Source organism: Kitasatospora sp. NPDC049258 (assembly GCF_040678895.1).
GTDB lineage: Bacteria > Actinomycetota > Actinomycetes > Streptomycetales > Streptomycetaceae > Kitasatospora.
Window position 1 is genome coordinate 270,667 of record NZ_JBFAQT010000005.1, and the last position, 16,394, is coordinate 287,060.

Genomic DNA, 16,394 nt, shown 5'->3' on the forward strand with positions numbered 1-16,394 from the left:
GACGGGCCGACGGCCGGTCCGGTACCACCGGCCCCGGATCGCGGGCCCTGACCCCGGCCCTGACGGGGCCTGTCGGCCGGCCCCCGGTGGCCGGCCTCAGCGGCGGGGCTCCCAGCGGAACCAGCGGCGGGCGGCCCACCAGGCGAGGACGGCCCACAGCACGGCCAGGCCCAGCTGGGGTGCGGCCGCGCCCCAGCTGCCGAGGAAGCCGGTGGCCGGCGCCGAGCCGGTGGTGCCGAACCAGCCGAGCCGCAGCAGCTGGAAGGCCGCGGTGGTGGGCAGCGCCCGGCAGAGGTCGGCGAGCCGCTCCGGCATGGCGTCCAGCGGGACCAGCAGGCCGGAGCCGAACTGGGCGAGCAGCAGGACCGGCAGGGTGGTGACGCCGGCGCTCTCCACGGTCCTGGTGAACGCGCTGGAGAGGGCGGCCAGGGCGATCAGCAGGGCCAGCGCCAGCGCCAGCGCCAGGACCATCAGCGGCGGGTTGACCGGCGCCGGCAGGTCCAGCAGCAGGGCCGCGCCGACCCCGAGCACCGCGCACAGCAGCAGGGCCAGCAGGACCGAGGGCACCGCGGTGCCGACCAGGATCTCGGGATCCCGGGCCTCGCCGGTGCGCAGCCGCTTGAGCACCAGCTCACCGCGCCGGGCGACGTAGCTGGCGGTCAGGTTGTAGTAGACGACGAACATCAGCACGATCCCGCTCACGCCGGGCACCAGGGCGGCGTCCACGTCCAGGCCGGGGTGGTCCGCGGCCTGCTGCTCGAGCAGCCCGCGGACGGCCCCGGTCAGGAGCAGCGGCAGCGCCAGCGCGGTGAGCAGGGCGGTGCGGTTGCGCAGCAGCAGGGTGGTCTCGGCCCGGGCCAGGGCGCGCAGCCGGCCGGCGGTCGTGGTGGTGGGGGCGGCGGAGGCGGTGGTGCGCGCGGTGGTCATCGGGCGGGTCCGATCGGCGAGGGGGCGGGCCGGGAGGTGTCGATCGGCTCGGCGGCGACGGCCAGGAAGGCCTCCTCCAGCGAGGCGCTGCGGGCGTCCAGGCCGCCCAGGGCGATCCGGTGCCGGGCGGCCCAGCCGAGCAGGGTGGTCAGGTCGGCCTGCAGCGCGGGGGTGCGGACGGTGATCCGGCGGCCGACGGCGGTGACCTCGGCGCCGGGCAGGGCGGGCAGCGCGAGCGACTCGTACCGGCCGGAGCGCTCCGGCAGCTCGAAGCCGATCCGGCCGGGGTGCCCGGCGATCACCTCGGCGACGGTGCCGCTGGTGACGATCCGGCCGTGGTGCATGATCGCCAGCCGGTCGGCCAGCTCCTCGGCCTCCTCCAGGTAGTGCGTGGTGAGCAGCACCGTGGTGCCCTGCTCGCGCAGCTCCCGGACCAGCCGCCAGGTGGCGGCCCGGGCCTCGGGGTCGAGGCCGGTGCTCGGCTCGTCCAGGAAGACCACTTCGGGGCGGCCGAGCAGTGCCATCGCCAGGTCCAGCCGGCGCCGTTCGCCGCCGGACAGCTGCTTGACCCGGACGTGCCGGCGGTGGTGCAGCCCGACCAGCTCCAGCGCCTCCGGCACCGGCCGGGCGCCGGTGGTCAGACCGGCCCAGGCGCGGCCGGTCTCGGTGACGGTGAGCTCGCCGGGGAAGCCGCCCTCCTGGAGCATGATGCCGATCCGCGGCCGCAGCGCGGCCCGCTCCCGGTACGGGTCCAGGCCGAGGACCCGGATCCGGCCGGCGGTCGGCGCGGCGAGGCCTTCGAGCAGTTCCATGGTGGAGGTCTTGCCGGCGCCGTTGGTGCCGAGCAGGGCGAGGAGCTCACCGCGGCGGACGGTGAGGTCCAGGCCGCGCACCGCGTCGAAGCCCCGGTCGCCGGCGGGCCCGTAGCGGCGCCGGAGTCCGAGTGCCTCGACGGCGGGCGCCGGGCGGCTGGTGTTCGTCATGCGTCCAGCCTTCCGCCGGGCGCCGGCCGCGGGCAGTGCGGGCCGTCACCGCTCGCCGGTGCGGATCCACGGATCGGCGGTGACACATGTCATCGGTGCGGGGGAACGACGAAGGGCCCCCTCGGGAGAGGGGGCCCTTCGTTTCCGGAGCGGACGACGAGATTCGAACTCGCGACCCTCACCTTGGCAAGGTGATGCTCTACCAACTGAGCCACGTCCGCATGCTGTGAAGTTGTCCTGCGTTGTGCTGCTGTGTCTTTCGACACTGCGAGCGGACGACGAGATTCGAACTCGCGACCCTCACCTTGGCAAGGTGATGCTCTACCAACTGAGCCACGTCCGCACGGTGCCTGGGCACCGGCCGCCTCTTCGGTGTTCCCCGTTGGGGCGACGAGAAATACTCTACAACATCGATCGGAGTGCTCGCCCCACCCTTCCTCCGGGGGAGGAGGGGTGGGACGGCCGAACAGCTCGGGCGACGGCTCAGTTGGCGTCCGCGAAGGCCTCGTAGACGTGCTTGGGGATGCGGCCGCGGGCCGGCAGCTCCATGCCGTTGGACTGGGCCCAGGCGCGCACGGCGGCCGGGTCCGGGGTGAGCGCGGTGCGCCGGAAGGACTTTCCGGTGCGGCTCTGGCGGCGCCCGGCCGCGACGAACGGGGCGAGGGCCTCCCGCAGCTTTTCCGCGTTGTCCGCAGACAGGTCGATCTCGTACGACTTCCCGTCGACGCCGAAGTGGACGGTTTCCGCGGCGGCGCCGCCGTCCAGGTCGTCGGAGAGCGTGACGACTACACGCTGAGCCATGGGTGTCAATCCTCTCGGGCAATTCGGCCGCCGGGTGTCGGAAGTGCCCCGGGTGCCCCGGTGGCCGGTGGGCTCAGGCGTAAACGGGCAGGCTCGCGGCCATGCCGATACGCCGCGCCTGCGGCTGCCGGTCGCCCTATTCTGCACCCAAAGGGGGCCGAATACGAAGGGTTGGGGATTCCTTTTTCCGGAAATTCACGCGATGCTCGCGAGCTCGGATACCGGACGGATAGGGGTGGTCGATCTGTCCGGAGTGCCGGTATTCGGGTGTTCTCGCCGGACCCGGTCCCGGAGGATTAACCGGGCCGAAAACTGCCCGCTGCGCGGGTGGTGGAGAGCCCTGGAACCCTTGGCGCGTAAGGGGTGAAGGTCTACGCGCGTCGCCTCCTCCGGCCCGCAATCGGGCCCGAAAGCCCAGGTAGTCTGAAGGTCCCCCCGCCTTCACGCACGACACCCGGGAGTGCCAGTGGCACGCGTCGTAGTCGACGTCATGCTCAAGCCGGAGATCCTCGACCCGCAGGGACAGGCGGTGCAGCGTGCGCTGCCGCGTCTCGGCTTCGACGGGATCGCCGACGTCCGCCAGGGCAAGCGATTCGAGCTGGAGCTGGAAGGGCCGGTGGACGACGCCGCCCTTGCCCGCATCCGCGAAGCCGCCGAGACCTTTCTCGCCAACACCGTGATCGAGGACTTCACCGTCCGAGTCGAGGGAGAGGCGAAGTGACCACCCGCGTCGGCGTCGTCACTTTCCCCGGCTCTCTCGACGACCGCGACGCCCAGCGCGCGGTCCGTCTGGCCGGCGCCGAGCCGGTCGCACTCTGGCACCGTGACAAGGATCTCCATCAGGTCGACGCGGTCGTCCTGCCGGGCGGATTCAGCTACGGCGACTATCTGCGGTGCGGTGCCATCTCCCGCTTCTCGCCGGTGATGGAGACCGTCATCGAGCAGGCCCGCCTGGGAATGCCGGTCCTCGGTATCTGCAACGGCTTCCAGGTGCTCTGCGAATCGCACCTGCTGCCCGGTGCGCTCACCCGCAACGACTCGCTGCACTTCGTCTGCCGCGACCAGAAGCTGCGGATCGAGAACGCCGCCACCGCCTGGACCGCCGATTACTCGGCCGGCCAGGAAATCGTCGTCCCGCTCAAGAACGGCGAGGGCCGCTTCGTCGCGGACGGGCATGTCCTCGACGAGCTGGAGGCCGAGGGCCGCGTGGTGGCCCGCTACGTGGATCTGAACCCCAACGGTTCGTACCGCGACATCGCCGGTATCACCAACGCCGCCGGCAATGTCGTCGGTCTGATGCCGCACCCCGAGCACGCGGTGGAGCCGCTCACCGGCCCGACCACCGAGGGCCTGGGCTTCTTCACGTCCGTCCTGAAGCAGCTGGTGAACGCCTGATGTCACTCGACACCGTCAAGAACGCCGAGCAGACCCCGGAATCCGCCCAGCCCTGGGCCGAACTCGGCCTGAAGCAGGACGAGTACGCGCGGATCCGCGAGATCCTCGGCCGCCGGCCCACCGGCGCCGAGCTCGCGATGTACTCGGTGATGTGGTCGGAGCACTGCTCGTACAAGAGCTCCAAGGTGCACCTCAAGCAGTTCGGCGAGAAGGCCCCGGCGAACGACGCGATGCTGGTCGGCATCGGGGAGAACGCCGGTGTGGTCGACGTCGGCCAGGGCTACGCGGTCACCTTCAAGGTCGAGTCGCACAACCACCCGTCGTACATCGAGCCCTACCAGGGCGCGGCCACCGGCATCGGCGGCATCGTCCGCGACATCCTGGCGATGGGCGCCCGCCCGGTCGCCGTGATGGACCCGCTGCGCTTCGGCGCGGCCGACCACCCGGACACCCGCCGGGTGCTGCCCGGGATCGTCGCGGGCATCGGCGGCTACGGCAACTGCCTGGGCCTGCCGAACATCGGCGGCGAGGTCGTCTTCGACTCCTGCTACCAGGGAAACCCGCTGGTCAACGCGCTGTGCGTGGGCGTCATGAAGCACGAGGACATCCACCTCGCGCAGGCCTCCGGCGCCGGCAACAAGGTCATCCTGTACGGGGCCCGGACCGGCGGCGACGGCATCGGCGGCGTCTCCGTGCTGGCCTCGGAGACCTTCGACGCGACCGGCCCGGCCAAGCGCCCGGCCGTCCAGGTCGGCGACCCGTTCCAGGAGAAGCTCCTGATCGAGTGCACCCTGGAGATCTTCGCCGAGAAGCTGGTGCTCGGCATCCAGGACCTCGGCGGCGCCGGACTCTCCTGCGCCACCAGCGAGTTGGCCTCGGCCGGCTCCGGCGGCATGCGGATCGAGCTGGACACCGTGCCGCTGCGCGACCAGACGCTCTCGCCCGAGGAGATCCTCATGAGCGAGTCGCAGGAGCGCATGTGCGCCATCGTGGAGCCCGGCAAGGTCGACCGCTTCCTGGAGATCTGCGAGAAGTGGGACGTCATCGCCACCGTGATCGGTGAGGTGACCGACGGCGAGCGCCTGGAGATCTTCTGGCACGGCGAGCAGGTCGTCGACGTGCCGCCGCGCACCGTCGCCCACGACGGCCCGGTCTACCAGCGCCCGTACGCCCGCCCGAGCTGGCAGGACGCGCTGCAGGCCGACGCCCCGACCGCCGAGCGGCTCGCCCGCCCGGCCGACGGCGCCGGGCTCAAGCAGGCCCTGCTGGCCGTCGCGAGCTCGCCCAACCAGGCCTCCAAGGCGTGGATCACCGACCAGTACGACCGCTACGTGCTGGGCAACACGGTGCTCTCCACCCCCGAGGACTCGGGCATGATCCGGATCGACGAGGAGACCGACCTCGGCGTCTCGGTCGCCACCGACGGCAACGGCCGCTTCACCAAGCTGGACCCGTACACCGGCGCCCAGCTGGCGCTGGCCGAGGCCTACCGCAACGTCGCGGCCGGCGGCGCCAAGCCGCTCGCCGTCTCGGACTGCCTCAACTTCGGCTCCCCCGAGGACCCGGACGTGATGTGGCAGTTCGCCGAGGCCACCCGCGGCCTGGCCGACGCCTGCCAGATCCTCGGCACCCCGGTCACCGGCGGCAACGTCTCGCTCTACAACCAGACCGGCGAGACCGCCATCCACCCGACCCCCGTGGTCGCGGTGCTCGGCGTGATCGACGACGTCACCCGGCGCACCCCGATCGGCTTCGCCGAGGAGGGCCAGCTGCTCTACCTGCTCGGCGACACCGCCGACGAGCTGGGCGGCTCCGCCTGGACCGAGGTCGTCCACGGCCACCTGGGCGGCCTGCCGCCCAAGGTCGACCTGGAGCGCGAGCGGCTGCTCGCCGAGATCCTGATCGCGGGCTCCCGCGACGGCATGATCGACGCGGCGCACGACCTCTCCGACGGCGGTCTGGGCCAGGCGCTGGTCGAGAGCTGCCTCAAGGGCGGCAAGGGTGCCCGGATCGTGGTGCCCGAGGAGCTCGACCCGTTCGTCTTCCTGTTCTCCGAGTCGGCCGGCCGGGCCGTGGTGTCCGTGCCGCGCAGCGAGGAGCTCCGGTTCAACGACATGTGCGGTGCCCGCGGCCTGCCCCTCGCCCGGATCGGCGTGGTCGACGGTGATGTCCTGGACGTCCAGGGCCAGTTCACCGTCTCGCTGGCCGAGCTGAAGGACGCGCACACCGGCGTGATCGAGGCCCTGCTCGCCTGATCCCGCTCCGAAGGGCGGCCCGGTGGACGACCGGGCCGCCCTTCGCGCGTCCGCGCTAGCCTTCCCGTCATGGCGAACCGGACCCGTACGTACGACCCCGTGAAGGTGCGCGCCGCCCTGGCCGCGCAGACCGAGGCGCTGCGCGCCGCCGTCGGCGCGCTGTGCGCGGACCCGGCGGCCGACCGGCTGCTGGACGGGCCCACCCGGCTCGGCGACTGGACGGTGCGCGACCTGCTGGCCCATCTCGCGCTGCAGGTGGGCTGGGTGCCCCGGCACCTGGACGATCCGCAGCAGGGGCGGGCGGCGATCGGCCTGCCGCAGTGGGCCGCGGGGGTCGCCGCGCTGGCGCCGCTGCTGGACGGGGCGGCCCGTGCGCACGCCGCCGAGGCGTTCGCCGGCCCGCCCGCGCGGGTCGCCGCCGGGTTCGACCGGGAGGCGGCCCTGCTGCTCGACCTGCTGGCCGATCCGGCCGCGGCGGACCCGGCCCGCCGGTTCGAGATCCGCCTGGGCTCGATGACCCTCACCGACATGCTGGTGACCCGCCTGGTGGAGACCGTGGTGCACGCCGACGACCTGGCGGCCGCGCTCGGCCGCACCGACTTCCCGCACGACCGGCAGGCGGTGGCCGCCGTCTCCCGGCTGCTGGCCGACGCGTTCGCCGCACAGGTGCCCGGCGGGGCGGTCGAGTTGCGGGTGCCGCCGTACGCGGTGGTGCAGGCGGTCGAGGGCCCGCGGCACACCCGGGGCACCCCGCCGAACGTGGTCGAGGCCGGCCCGCTGACCTGGATCAGGCTGGCCACCGGCCGGCTCGACTGGTCGACCGCGCTCGAGGAGGCCGCCGTCTCGGCCAGCGGTGAGCGCAGCGACCTCGGCCCCCATCTGCCGGTGCTGCGCTGACCCCGCGCCGGCCCCCACCTGCCGGCGCCGGGCCGACTCCGCGGTGGCCGCCGGTGACCCCGCGGCGGCCGTCAGTAAGCTCATCCCCCTGACGGTCGGCCGGATGACGCCGGCTCAGCGCTGAAGGGGGACCGAGCCGTGGGTGCACAGGGGAGCCGAATACCGCCGCTGCGGGCGGGCCGCCGTCCGGCCGGACTGGCTCTGCTCGGCTGGCTCGGCGACGGCCGGGCGCCGCGGCTGTGCCAGGTCACCGGATCGCCCGGGGCGGGCAAGAGCCATCTGCTGTCCTGGCTGGCCGAGGGCGGCGCCGGGGTACGGGCCGTGCTGCCCGCCGCCGGGGCCACCGTGGAGAGCGCGGCCTGGCTGCTCGGGCGGCGCCTGGACCTGCTGGTCCGCACGCCCGAGGAGCTGTTCGCCGCCCTGGCCGAGGACGACCGCCCGACCGTGATCTGCGTCCCCGAGCTGGGCCGCGCCGTGGATCCGGCCGAGCTGGTGGCCGAGCTGCTCGACCCGCTGCTCCGGCTGGCGCGGATCAGGCTGGTCGTCGAGGGCGGCGCCGGAGCCTTCACCGCGGTCACCGAACCGGCCGTGCTCGACCTGGACCTGCCGCAGTGGACCGACCCGGCGCGGTTCGCCGCCTGGTGCGCCGCGACCGGCGCCGACCCCACCCGCTACCCGAGCCCGGGCGCCGCCCTGGGACACCCGGCCGAGCCGGCGCCCCGGAGCCTCGCCGAGCTGGCCGGGCAGCTGCCCGCCGGGCCGGACGGCGCACTCGACCCGGCCGCGGCCGGGCCGGCGCTGCTGACCGAGCTGTGGCGGGCCGCCGCCCGCGAGGACGGGGTGGACCGACTCCTCGGCGACGCCCGGCTGCTCACCCTGGCCGACCCGGTGGCGGTCTCGGCCGCGCTGGGCGGGCGGCCCGGCACCCTCCCGGAGCAGTGGCGGGCCGCCGCTCCCGCCCTGATCGAGGAGCCCGACCCCGGCGTCCGGGCGGCGGTGCTGCGGACCAGGCTGATCGGCCTGGACGGCCCGGCCGCCGACCGGCTGGCGGGGGTGCCCGCGCCGTGGCGGTGCGCCTGGGCGATGTGGCCCGACTCGGCGTTCGGCTGGCCCGGTCCGGTCGCCTCGCTGGCGCCGGGCGCCGGCTCGTACGCCGGACAGCTGCTGCTCGCCGACCCCGGCGGCACGGTGCGCACGGTGGACGCCGCCTCGGGCCGCCCGCTGGCCCGGGTGCCCACCCCCGGGCCGAGGCCGCTGCGCGGGCTGACCGTGACGCCCGGCGGCAGCGTGGTGCTGCTGGACTCCTGGGGCGAGAGCGCGGTGCTGCCGTCCTCGGCGGAGGCGGACAGCCGCCCGGGGGCGGCGCTGGCCGACCTCGTGGCCGCGGCCGGCACCCCGCCGAGTGCGGTGGCGGCCGTCCCGGGCCTCGCGGGTGCGCTGCCCGCGCTCGGCGACGAGGCCGGTGCGCTGCACTGGCGGGCCGCCGGTGGCGAGTTGTGCACCGACCGGCCGCACCGGGGCCCGGTGACCGCGCTGGCCGCCGCCCTGCAGGACGGGGGGCCGGTGCTGGTGAGCGGGGGCTTCGACGGGTCGGTACAGCTCTGGCGGCCCGGCACCGGGGCGCCGGCCGAGCTGCTGGAGCGGCGCGAGCGGGTGGTCAGCGCGGTCGCGGTGGCCTGCGCCGCCGACGGGCTGACCGTGGCCGCGGCCTGGGCGGACGGGCTGGTGCGGCTGCGGCGGCCCGGGGCCGAGCCGATCGAGCTGCGCCTGGGCTCACCGGTCTGGGCGCTGGCCCTCGCCGGCGGGCTGCTGGTGCTCGGCACCTCGGACGGCATCGCCGCCGTCCGGGCCGGCTGAGAGGTCGCTAGGGGACGCTGGGCCCGCCGAGGTAGGTCCCGTCGGCGGTGTACGGCCAGGCGTTGGGCACGCAGCCGTTCAGCCCGTAGATCTGCTGCATCATCGCCGGCGCGGGCTTGCCCGGGCCGGGGCAGCCTTCGTGCCCGTGGTTTATCCGGTGGCCGACCTCGTGGTTGACGATCAGTGCCCGGTACTCCTCCACGGGGCCCGAGAACTGCGGCGAACCACTCTGCCAGCGCTTGGAGTTGACCATCACCTGGCGGCCCACGTCGCAGTTGACCTCGCCCTTGGTGTCGAGCCCCGCGCTCGCGCAGATCCGGTCGACGGTCTCCGGCGAGGCGATCCGGACGGTGAAGTCGTAGGTGCCGTCGGCCACCAGCTGGAAGCCGTTGCGCCGGTCGGCCGTCCAGCCGCGCTTGTCGGCCAGGATGGCCTGCACCTCGGCCGCCGCGCCCTGCGGGTCGATGCCGATGCCGTCCTCGACCTCGACCTTGTAGCGCCGGACGGTGCCCCGGCCGACCGCCGGGCCGTTGGCCGCCGCGGTGCTGAACTTCCCGGTGCCCTTGGGGTCCTGGGCGACGGAGGGGGAACTGCTCGGGTTCGGGGAGGCGGCCGGCGGCACCGGCTCGGGGCTGTCCGGCGCCTGCTCCACGGCCTCGGCCGGCACGGCCCTGGCCTGCCTGCTCGGAGCGGCGCCGTCGGACCCGCCGTGCGGGAGGCCGAGGGCGATCACCGTGCCGCCCAGCACCGCCAGCGAGCCGACCAGGGCTATTCCCATCCCGAGTCGGCCGCGGCGTCGCGGCCTGGCGCGCCTGCGACCCCTCGCGGGAGCGCGCCGGGAGCTGCGGGGTGTAGGCACTACGGGCCTCTCTGTTCGGGGACACGGCCCGACGAACCGTCAACTGGCATGTCGCGGCGCATCGAACTCACCATCGCACGGGCCCGTGCCGAATGTCTACATACCCGGTATGTCCGGCCTTGGCTCCAGCCGCTCCCGAAGGTGCTGGACGCCTGCCGGGGCCGCCCGGTTCCGCCTGGTCGGATAGGGTTTCGGCGACCCGTGGAGCGCTGGGAGGACCGTGATGAGCCGCAGTTCGGGCCCGCTGCCGGGGCCGGCGAACCCGCTCCCGGTCGCCGGGCAGGCGCCCCCCGAGCGGGCCGACGCGGCCCGGAACCGGGTGAAGATCCTCCGGGCGGCCGCGGAGATCCTGGACGCCGCAGGGGCCGAGGGTCTGTCGGTCGCCGAGGTGGCGCGGGTGGCGGACATCGGGATCGGCACGGTCTACCGGCGCTTCGGCGACCGCACCGGGCTGCTCCTGGCGCTGCTCGACGAACGTGAGCGCGAGTTCCAGGCGGCCTTCATGACCGGCCCGCCGCCACTCGGCCCCGATGCGCCGGACGAGGTCCGGCTGCGGGCCTTCCTGTCGGCGCTGGTGGACCGGATCCAGGCGCAGCACGAGCTCCAGCTGCTCGCCGAGCGCAGCTCGCCGGCCGGCCGGTTCCGGGGCGGTCCGTACTCGGTCTACCACGCCCACCTGTCGATCCTGCTGGCGCGGGTGCGGCCGGGCGCCGACCCGCACTTCCTCGCGGACGCCCTGCTGGCCGCACTCTCGGCCGAGCAGTTGCAGTGGTTCCGGGAGGGGCGGGGGATGGGCGCGGGCGAGATCAAGGCCGCGGTGGCGGACCTGGTGGACGGGTTCTGCGGGCTCGCCGGAAAGGGCTAACCGGAACTCGTTCCGTTTGCCTCTTGAAACCGGAGTGCGCTCCGTTTTACTGTCGACCTGACGCAGTCGCGGCGCTCCGGCGGGAATCCCTGCCCCACCGCGCCGCGCGTGCCGCAAGGTTGACCAGCGCACGTCCGGCAGCAGCCCATCGCACAGGGGGATCAACTCTCATGGCCAGCAAGGTCGCAGTCATCTACTACTCCGCCACCGGCAGCGTCCACCAGCTCGCCGAGGCGGTGGCCGAGGGGGCCGTGAAGGCCGGCGCCGAGGTCCGGCTGCGCCGGGTCGCCGAGCTGGCGCCCGAGGACGCCATCGACGCCAACCCCGCCTGGCGCGCGCACCTGGACGCCACCGCGGACGTGCCGGTCGCCTCGCACGAGGACCTGCTGTGGGCCGACGCCTACGCCTTCGGCACCCCGACCCGGTTCGGCAACGTGGCCGCCCAGCTCAAGCAGTTCCTCGACACCACCGGCGGCCTCTGGTACCAGGGCAAGCTGCAGGACAAGCCGGCCACCGCCTTCGCCAGCGCCCAGAACGTGCACGGCGGCAACGAGTCCACCCTGCTGGCGCTCTACAACACCCTGTACCACTGGGGCACCATCATCATCCCGCCCGGCTACACCGACCCGTCCGTGTTCGCCGCCTACGGCAACCCGTACGGCGCCGCCCACCCCTCCGGCGCCGGCGCCCCGACCGAGGAGCTCCTCGCCGCCGCCCGCTACCAGGGCACCCGGCTGGCCACCTTCACCGACCGCCTGCAGGCGGGCCGGCAGGACTGAGCCCCGCCGCCGGGCCCCGGCCCCGCGGGCTCGGGCCCCGGCCCCGGACAGCCCTCCGCCGCCCGGGCAGGCCCGGGCGGCGGAGGCTTTCGGCCGGTCGGCCGCGAAGTACCGGCAGGTCAGCCGAGGGTGTCGGCGGCGGTCGGCGAGCTGTCGCGCAGGAACTGCGTGCAGCGCTCAAACTCGTCCTTCTCCTCGATCGCGCCGGCCGCCCGGGCCAGCGCGTGCAGCGCGCGCAGGAAGCCGCGGTTCGGCTCGTGCTCCCACGGCACCGGGCCGTGGCCCTTCCAGCCGGCCCGGCGCAGCGCGTCCAGACCGCGGTGGTAGCCGGTGCGGGCGTAGGCGTAGGACTCGATGGTCCGGCCCGCGACGAAGGCGTCGTCGGCCAGCTGCGCCCAGGCGAGCGAGGAGGTCGGGAACTTGGCCGCGACCTCGGCGGGTGTGGCACCCGAGGCCAGCAGCTCCAGCGGGCCGGTCTCGGCCGGCAGGTGGGTCGGCGGCGGTCCGCCGAGCAGGTTCTCGTGAATGCTCATGGGCCCCAGTCAACCACTGACCGGGGGTCGGGCGAAGACGCCGGTGCCCCCGGACGGCGCGAGCCGTCCGGGGGCACCGGTGGTGGGCCCTACTTGATGCGGTTGCCCGCCGAGCGCAGCTGCTGGGCGGCCTCCAGCACGCGGGCGGCCATGCCGGCCTCGGCCAGCTTGCCCCAGGTGCGGGGGTCGTAGGTGTTCTTCTTGCCGACCTCGCCGTCGACCTTCAGCACGCCGTCGTAGTTGCGGAACACGTGGTCCACGACCGGGCGGGTGAAGGCGTACTGGGTGTCGGTGTCGAGGTTCATCTTCACCACGCCGTTCTCCAGCGCGGTGGCGATCTCCTCGGCGGTGGAGCCCGAGCCGCCGTGGAAGACGAAGTCGAACGGGTCGGTCTTGCCGTACTGCTTGCCGATCGCGTCCTGCAGCTCGCGCAGCAGCTCCGGCTTCAGCACGACGTTGCCGGGCTTGTAGACGCCGTGCACGTTGCCGAACGAGGCGGCCAGCAGGTAGCGGCCCTGCTCGCCCAGGCCGAGGGCCTCGGCGGTGCGGACGGCGTCGTTGACGGTGGTGTACAGCTCGTCGTTGATCTCGTGCGAGACACCGTCCTCCTCGCCGCCGGTCGGGGTGATCTCGACCTCAAGGATGATCTTGGCGGCGACGGCCTGGGCCAGCAGCTCCCGGCCGATGGCCAGGTTGTCGGCCAGGGTCTCGGCGGAGCCGTCCCACATGTGCGACTGGAACAGCGGGTTCAGGCCCTTGGCGACGCGCTCGGCGGAGACCGCCAGCAGCGGGCGGACGTAGCCGTCCAGCTTGTCCTTGGGGCAGTGGTCGGTGTGCAGCGCCACGGTGACGTCGTACTTGGCGGCCACGATGTGCGCGAACTCGGCGAGCGCGACGGCGCCGGTCACCATGTCCTTGTTGTGCTGGCCACCCAGGAACTCCGCACCACCCGTGGAGATCTGGATGATGCCGTCGCTCTCGGCCTCGGCGAAGCCACGCAGGGCGGCGTGCAGCGTCTGGGACGAGGTGACGTTGATGGCCGGGTAGGCGAACTTGCCCGCCTTGGCCCGGTCGAGCATCTCGTTGTAGACCTCGGGAGTTGCGATGGGCATGCGAATCCGCTCCTGTCGGTGTGGGGCGATCGGACGACGCTGTCCGATGCTCGATACGCCAGTGGTACGACGTGTGGCACCGGGCCGACGCGACTCAGCGGTACGGCTTGGTGGTACCAGGATCGACGGGTCCGACGCGGCGCGGGAAGAGGGTGGTCCACGACCGCGGGCCGGACACCGGTGTCATCTTCCCAGACTCGGGGCCCGGGACACCCGGCGGCCCGCCACTTGGGACGGAGGTCGTGGGTGCGGCCACCGGCTCTCCGCAGCGTCCCGTCATCAGGGGGCGCTATCCTGCGCGCGTGGACACCTTCAACCAGCTCGCCGTCAATGTGCTCGACGCGAAGTCGCTGATCTCGTCACTGGGCGCGATCGGACTGCTCGCGATCATCTTCGCCGAGACCGGCCTGCTGATCGGTTTCTTCTTCCCGGGTGACTCGCTGCTGATCCTGGCCGGCGTCGCCGCCTCGGGCGCGGCCTCCTCGGTGCTGGGGGAGGGTGCCCGGCTGCCGATCGCGGTGCTGCTGATCGGCGCTCCGATCTGCGCCGTCGCGGGCGCGCAGCTCGGCCACTTCTTCGGGGCCAAGGTCGGCCCACGGCTCTTCGACAAGCCGGAGTCGAAGATCTTCCGGCGCGACTTCGTGGTCAAGGCGGAGGAGTACTTCGACAAGTTCGGCCCGGCCAAGGCGGTGGTGATCGCCCGCTTCATCCCGGTCGTGCGCACCTTCCTGAACCCGGTCGCCGGCACCCTGGAGATGCCCGCCAAGACCTTCTTCGTGTGGAACGTGGTCGGTGGTGTGCTGTGGACCGAGTCCATGCTGCTGATCGGCTACTTCACCGGTGACTCGCTGGCCCCCGTGATCGACAAGTACCTGATCCCGGCGATGGCGCTGATCATCCTGATCTCGATCTCCCCGATCATCTTCGAGGTGCTCCGCGAGCGGAAGAAGAAGAAGGCGGCCGCGGTCGCCGTGGAGGAGGAGCAGCACCAGGTGGCGGGCGGCCGCCACCGCAAGGGCTGAGCCTGTCCGACCGAGCCCCGCGGCCCCGTGTGACGGGGGCCCGGGGCTCCGTCATGTCCTGCTCCGGTCGGATCCTGTCCTGCTCCGGTCGGTTCCGCTGCGGTCGGTCCCGCTCCGGTCAGGGGGTGACGATCGGGAAGTTCGGGTCCGGGGTCTCCAGGAGGGACACCAGCGTGGCGAACGCCTGCGGGTCGCCGCTGCGGCCGATCCCGTCCAGGCCGCCGCCGGCCAGCAGGCCCAGCAGCTGCGGCTTGGTCAGGGTCAGGGTGAGGGCGGCCGGGCCCGGCCCGAGCGGCTGCCCGGCCGGTGCGCTGTGGTGGGTCAGCGCCCCGTTGGAGAGGGTCAGCCGCCAGCCGCGCCGCTGGTCGGTGACCAGCAGGTCGACGGTGAGCGCGGTGTCCCAGGCGCGCGGCCCGTCGATCCGCACCGCCATCGAGTCGATCAGCTGGTCGACGTCGAGGGCCATCGCCAGCTCCGGATTGCTGACGTCCAGGTCGACCGCGGCAAAGGTGCCGCGCAGCTCCATCGCGGCGGTCAGGTAGAAGTTGCGCCAGGTGCCGTTCTCCGCGCCGTGTCCCAGCCGCTCGTAGACCGCGGCGAGCGCGTCCCGGGCCGCCTGGTGCTCCGGCTCGGCGAAGACCGCGTGGTTCAGCAGGGTGGCGGCGAACCGCAGGTCGCCGATGTCGGCGTACCCCTGGGCCTTGGCGACGGTCGCCCCGATGCCGCCGAGCACGTCCACGTAGCGCTTGGCCTGCTCGGTGGGCGGGTGCGGCCAGAGGTTGGCCGGGTTGCCGTCGTACCAGCCCATGTAGCGCTGGTAGACCGCCTTCACGTTGTGGCTGAGCGAGCCGTAGTAGCCGCGCACCGCCCAGGTGCGCTCCAGCGCGGGGGGCAGCTGGACCGTCTCGGCGATCTCCGGGCCGGTGAGGCCCCGGTTGAGCAGCCGCAGGGTCTGGTCGTGCAGGTACGCGTACAGGTCGCGCTGCTCGGCCAGGTACCGGGCGATCCGCTCGCCGCCCCAGGTCGGCCAGTGGTGCGAGGCGAAGGAGACGTCGCTGTCGGCGCCGAACAGCCGCAGCGCCTCGTCCAGGTAGCGGGCCCAGATCCGGGCGTCGCGGACCACCGCGCCGCGCAGGGTGAGCACGTTGTGCATGGTGTGGGTGGCGTTCTCGGCCAGGCACAGCGCGCGGCGCTCGGGGAAGTGGAAGTTCATCTCGGCCGGCGCCTCGGTGCCCGGGGTGAGCTGGAAGACGATCCGGACCCCGTCGACCACCTCCTGCTGCCCGGTGCGGGTGATGTCCACCGTGGGCGGGATCAGGGTGATGGTGCCGGTGGAGGTGGTCATGCCGAGCCCGCAGCCGATCTGGCCGTCCGGCGCCTTGGGCAGCCGGGCGCCGTACATGTAGACCGCGCGCCGGCTCATCGCGGTGCCGGCGTACACGTTCTCGCTGGCGGCGTGCTCCAGGAAGCCGGCCGGAGCGATCACCGGCACCGGCTCGTGGCCGTGCGGCAGGACGCCGCGGGCGCCGCCGAAGTGGTCGCCGTGCGAGTGGGTGTAGATCAGCCCGGTGACCGGCCGGTCCCCGCGGTTGCGGCGGTACAGCGCGAGCGCGGCGGCGGCCGTCTCGGCGGAGATCAGCGGGTCGATGACGATCACGCCCCGGTCGCCCTCGACCAGCGTCATGTTGGACAGGTCCAGCCCGCGGACCTGGTAGATCCCCTCGGTGACCAGGAACAGCCCCTGCTTGGCGGCGAGCTGCCCCTGGCGCCACAGGCTGGGGTCGGCGGTGTCGGGGCACTCCCCGGCGAGGAAGGCGTAGGCGTCGTTGTCCCAGACCACCCGGCCGCCCTCGCCGGTGACGACCGCGGGGGAGAGGGTGTCCACCAGGCCGCGCTCGGCGTCGGAGAAGTCTTCGGTGTCCTCGAACGGAAGCGTCGTCATGCGCCGAGAATCGCACCGTTCGCCCGGTTTGTCGCCGCCGCCGGGCGCCGGGTCCGCCGCCCGGCCGCCCGGGACACGCCAACGGCCGGTGTGCCGCGTTGTTTCACGTGAAACAACGCGGCCACGCGGCCCGCCCCGCCCTCAGTGGTCGCTAGCCGGGGTGGGGT

The 16,394-nt window shown here is 73.6% G+C and carries 15 protein-coding genes and 2 tRNA genes; 8 read left to right on the forward strand and 9 right to left on the reverse strand.

Annotated features, from left to right (window positions below; genetic code table 11):
* Positions 1 to 96: 96 nt before the first annotated feature.
* From AB0K43_RS07265 to AB0K43_RS07285, 5 genes are all read right to left on the reverse strand, one after another.
* Positions 97 to 927 carry an ABC transporter permease gene (locus AB0K43_RS07265; protein WP_363636701.1) on the reverse strand — a complete coding sequence of 277 codons (831 nt, stop codon included), beginning with the start codon at positions 925 to 927 and terminating at the stop codon, positions 97 to 99.
* Positions 924 to 1,910 carry an ABC transporter ATP-binding protein gene (locus AB0K43_RS07270; protein WP_363636703.1) on the reverse strand — a complete coding sequence of 329 codons (987 nt, stop codon included), beginning with the start codon at positions 1,908 to 1,910 and terminating at the stop codon, positions 924 to 926. The genes AB0K43_RS07265 and AB0K43_RS07270 overlap by 4 nt, the downstream gene beginning before the upstream one ends.
* 148 nt (positions 1,911 to 2,058) lie before the next feature.
* Positions 2,059 to 2,131: transfer RNA gene (locus AB0K43_RS07275), tRNA-Gly, on the reverse strand.
* Between the two features lie 49 nt (positions 2,132 to 2,180).
* A tRNA-Gly gene (locus tag AB0K43_RS07280) sits at positions 2,181 to 2,253 on the reverse strand.
* 140 nt (positions 2,254 to 2,393) lie between these two features.
* Positions 2,394 to 2,711: an Lsr2 family protein gene (locus AB0K43_RS07285; RefSeq protein ID WP_033817889.1), complete on the reverse strand. Its 318-nt coding sequence runs from the start codon at positions 2,709 to 2,711 to the stop codon at positions 2,394 to 2,396.
* A gap of 460 nt (positions 2,712 to 3,171) precedes the next feature.
* Here AB0K43_RS07285 and purS point away from each other — a divergent pair, with 460 nt between their 5' ends.
* From purS to AB0K43_RS07310, 5 genes are all read left to right on the forward strand, one after another.
* On the forward strand, positions 3,172 to 3,432 hold the full coding sequence (purS, locus tag AB0K43_RS07290; RefSeq protein WP_350637505.1) for a phosphoribosylformylglycinamidine synthase subunit PurS: 261 nt from the start codon (positions 3,172 to 3,174) through the stop codon (positions 3,430 to 3,432).
* Complete coding sequence (purQ, locus tag AB0K43_RS07295) at positions 3,429 to 4,106, forward strand: phosphoribosylformylglycinamidine synthase subunit PurQ (RefSeq protein WP_363636706.1); 678 nt, start codon at positions 3,429 to 3,431, stop codon at positions 4,104 to 4,106. Before purS ends, purQ begins: the two co-directional genes overlap by 4 nt.
* The gene (gene purL, locus AB0K43_RS07300) at positions 4,106 to 6,361 is read left to right on the forward strand and encodes a phosphoribosylformylglycinamidine synthase subunit PurL (RefSeq protein ID WP_363636708.1); all 2,256 of its coding nucleotides are present in this window, start codon (positions 4,106 to 4,108) and stop codon (positions 6,359 to 6,361) included. Before purQ ends, purL begins: the two co-directional genes overlap by 1 nt.
* Before the next feature lie 69 nt (positions 6,362 to 6,430).
* On the forward strand, positions 6,431 to 7,258 hold the full coding sequence (locus AB0K43_RS07305; protein ID WP_363636710.1) for a sterol carrier family protein: 828 nt from the start codon (positions 6,431 to 6,433) through the stop codon (positions 7,256 to 7,258).
* A 138-nt stretch (positions 7,259 to 7,396) separates the two neighbouring features.
* Entirely contained in the window at positions 7,397 to 9,115 is a 1,719-nt protein-coding gene (locus AB0K43_RS07310; RefSeq protein WP_363636712.1) for a WD40 repeat domain-containing protein, read from the forward strand.
* Positions 9,116 to 9,122: 7 nt separating this feature from the next.
* Here the strand turns inward: AB0K43_RS07310 and AB0K43_RS07315 are convergent, their stop codons facing one another.
* A complete protein-coding gene (locus AB0K43_RS07315) occupies positions 9,123 to 9,893 on the reverse strand; it encodes a DUF3152 domain-containing protein (protein WP_363636714.1) in 771 nt (256 codons plus the stop codon).
* A 304-nt stretch (positions 9,894 to 10,197) separates the two neighbouring features.
* Between AB0K43_RS07315 and AB0K43_RS07320 the strand changes: the two genes are divergently transcribed.
* Both AB0K43_RS07320 and wrbA read left to right on the forward strand, forming a co-directional pair.
* Positions 10,198 to 10,839 (forward strand): TetR/AcrR family transcriptional regulator, encoded by a 642-nt coding sequence (locus AB0K43_RS07320; protein WP_363636716.1) that lies wholly within the window; start codon positions 10,198 to 10,200, stop codon positions 10,837 to 10,839.
* A gap of 170 nt (positions 10,840 to 11,009) precedes the next feature.
* Positions 11,010 to 11,618 carry an NAD(P)H:quinone oxidoreductase gene (wrbA, locus tag AB0K43_RS07325; protein WP_363636718.1) on the forward strand — a complete coding sequence of 203 codons (609 nt, stop codon included), beginning with the start codon at positions 11,010 to 11,012 and terminating at the stop codon, positions 11,616 to 11,618.
* Between the two features lie 119 nt (positions 11,619 to 11,737).
* On the opposite strand, the gene AB0K43_RS07330 is transcribed toward wrbA, so the two are convergent.
* Together AB0K43_RS07330 and fbaA are read right to left on the reverse strand one after the other, a co-directional pair.
* Positions 11,738 to 12,151 (reverse strand): DUF3151 domain-containing protein, encoded by a 414-nt coding sequence (locus tag AB0K43_RS07330; protein ID WP_363636720.1) that lies wholly within the window; start codon positions 12,149 to 12,151, stop codon positions 11,738 to 11,740.
* An 89-nt stretch (positions 12,152 to 12,240) separates the two neighbouring features.
* Positions 12,241 to 13,263 carry a class II fructose-bisphosphate aldolase gene (fbaA, locus tag AB0K43_RS07335; RefSeq protein ID WP_363636722.1) on the reverse strand — a complete coding sequence of 341 codons (1,023 nt, stop codon included), beginning with the start codon at positions 13,261 to 13,263 and terminating at the stop codon, positions 12,241 to 12,243.
* Between the two features lie 302 nt (positions 13,264 to 13,565).
* Between fbaA and AB0K43_RS07340 the strand changes: the two genes are divergently transcribed.
* A complete protein-coding gene (locus tag AB0K43_RS07340) occupies positions 13,566 to 14,285 on the forward strand; it encodes a DedA family protein (RefSeq protein WP_363636724.1) in 720 nt (239 codons plus the stop codon).
* A 118-nt stretch (positions 14,286 to 14,403) separates the two neighbouring features.
* On the opposite strand, the gene AB0K43_RS07345 is transcribed toward AB0K43_RS07340, so the two are convergent.
* Positions 14,404 to 16,227: an alkyl sulfatase dimerization domain-containing protein gene (locus AB0K43_RS07345; RefSeq protein WP_363636726.1), complete on the reverse strand. Its 1,824-nt coding sequence runs from the start codon at positions 16,225 to 16,227 to the stop codon at positions 14,404 to 14,406.
* Positions 16,228 to 16,394 lie beyond the last annotated feature (167 nt).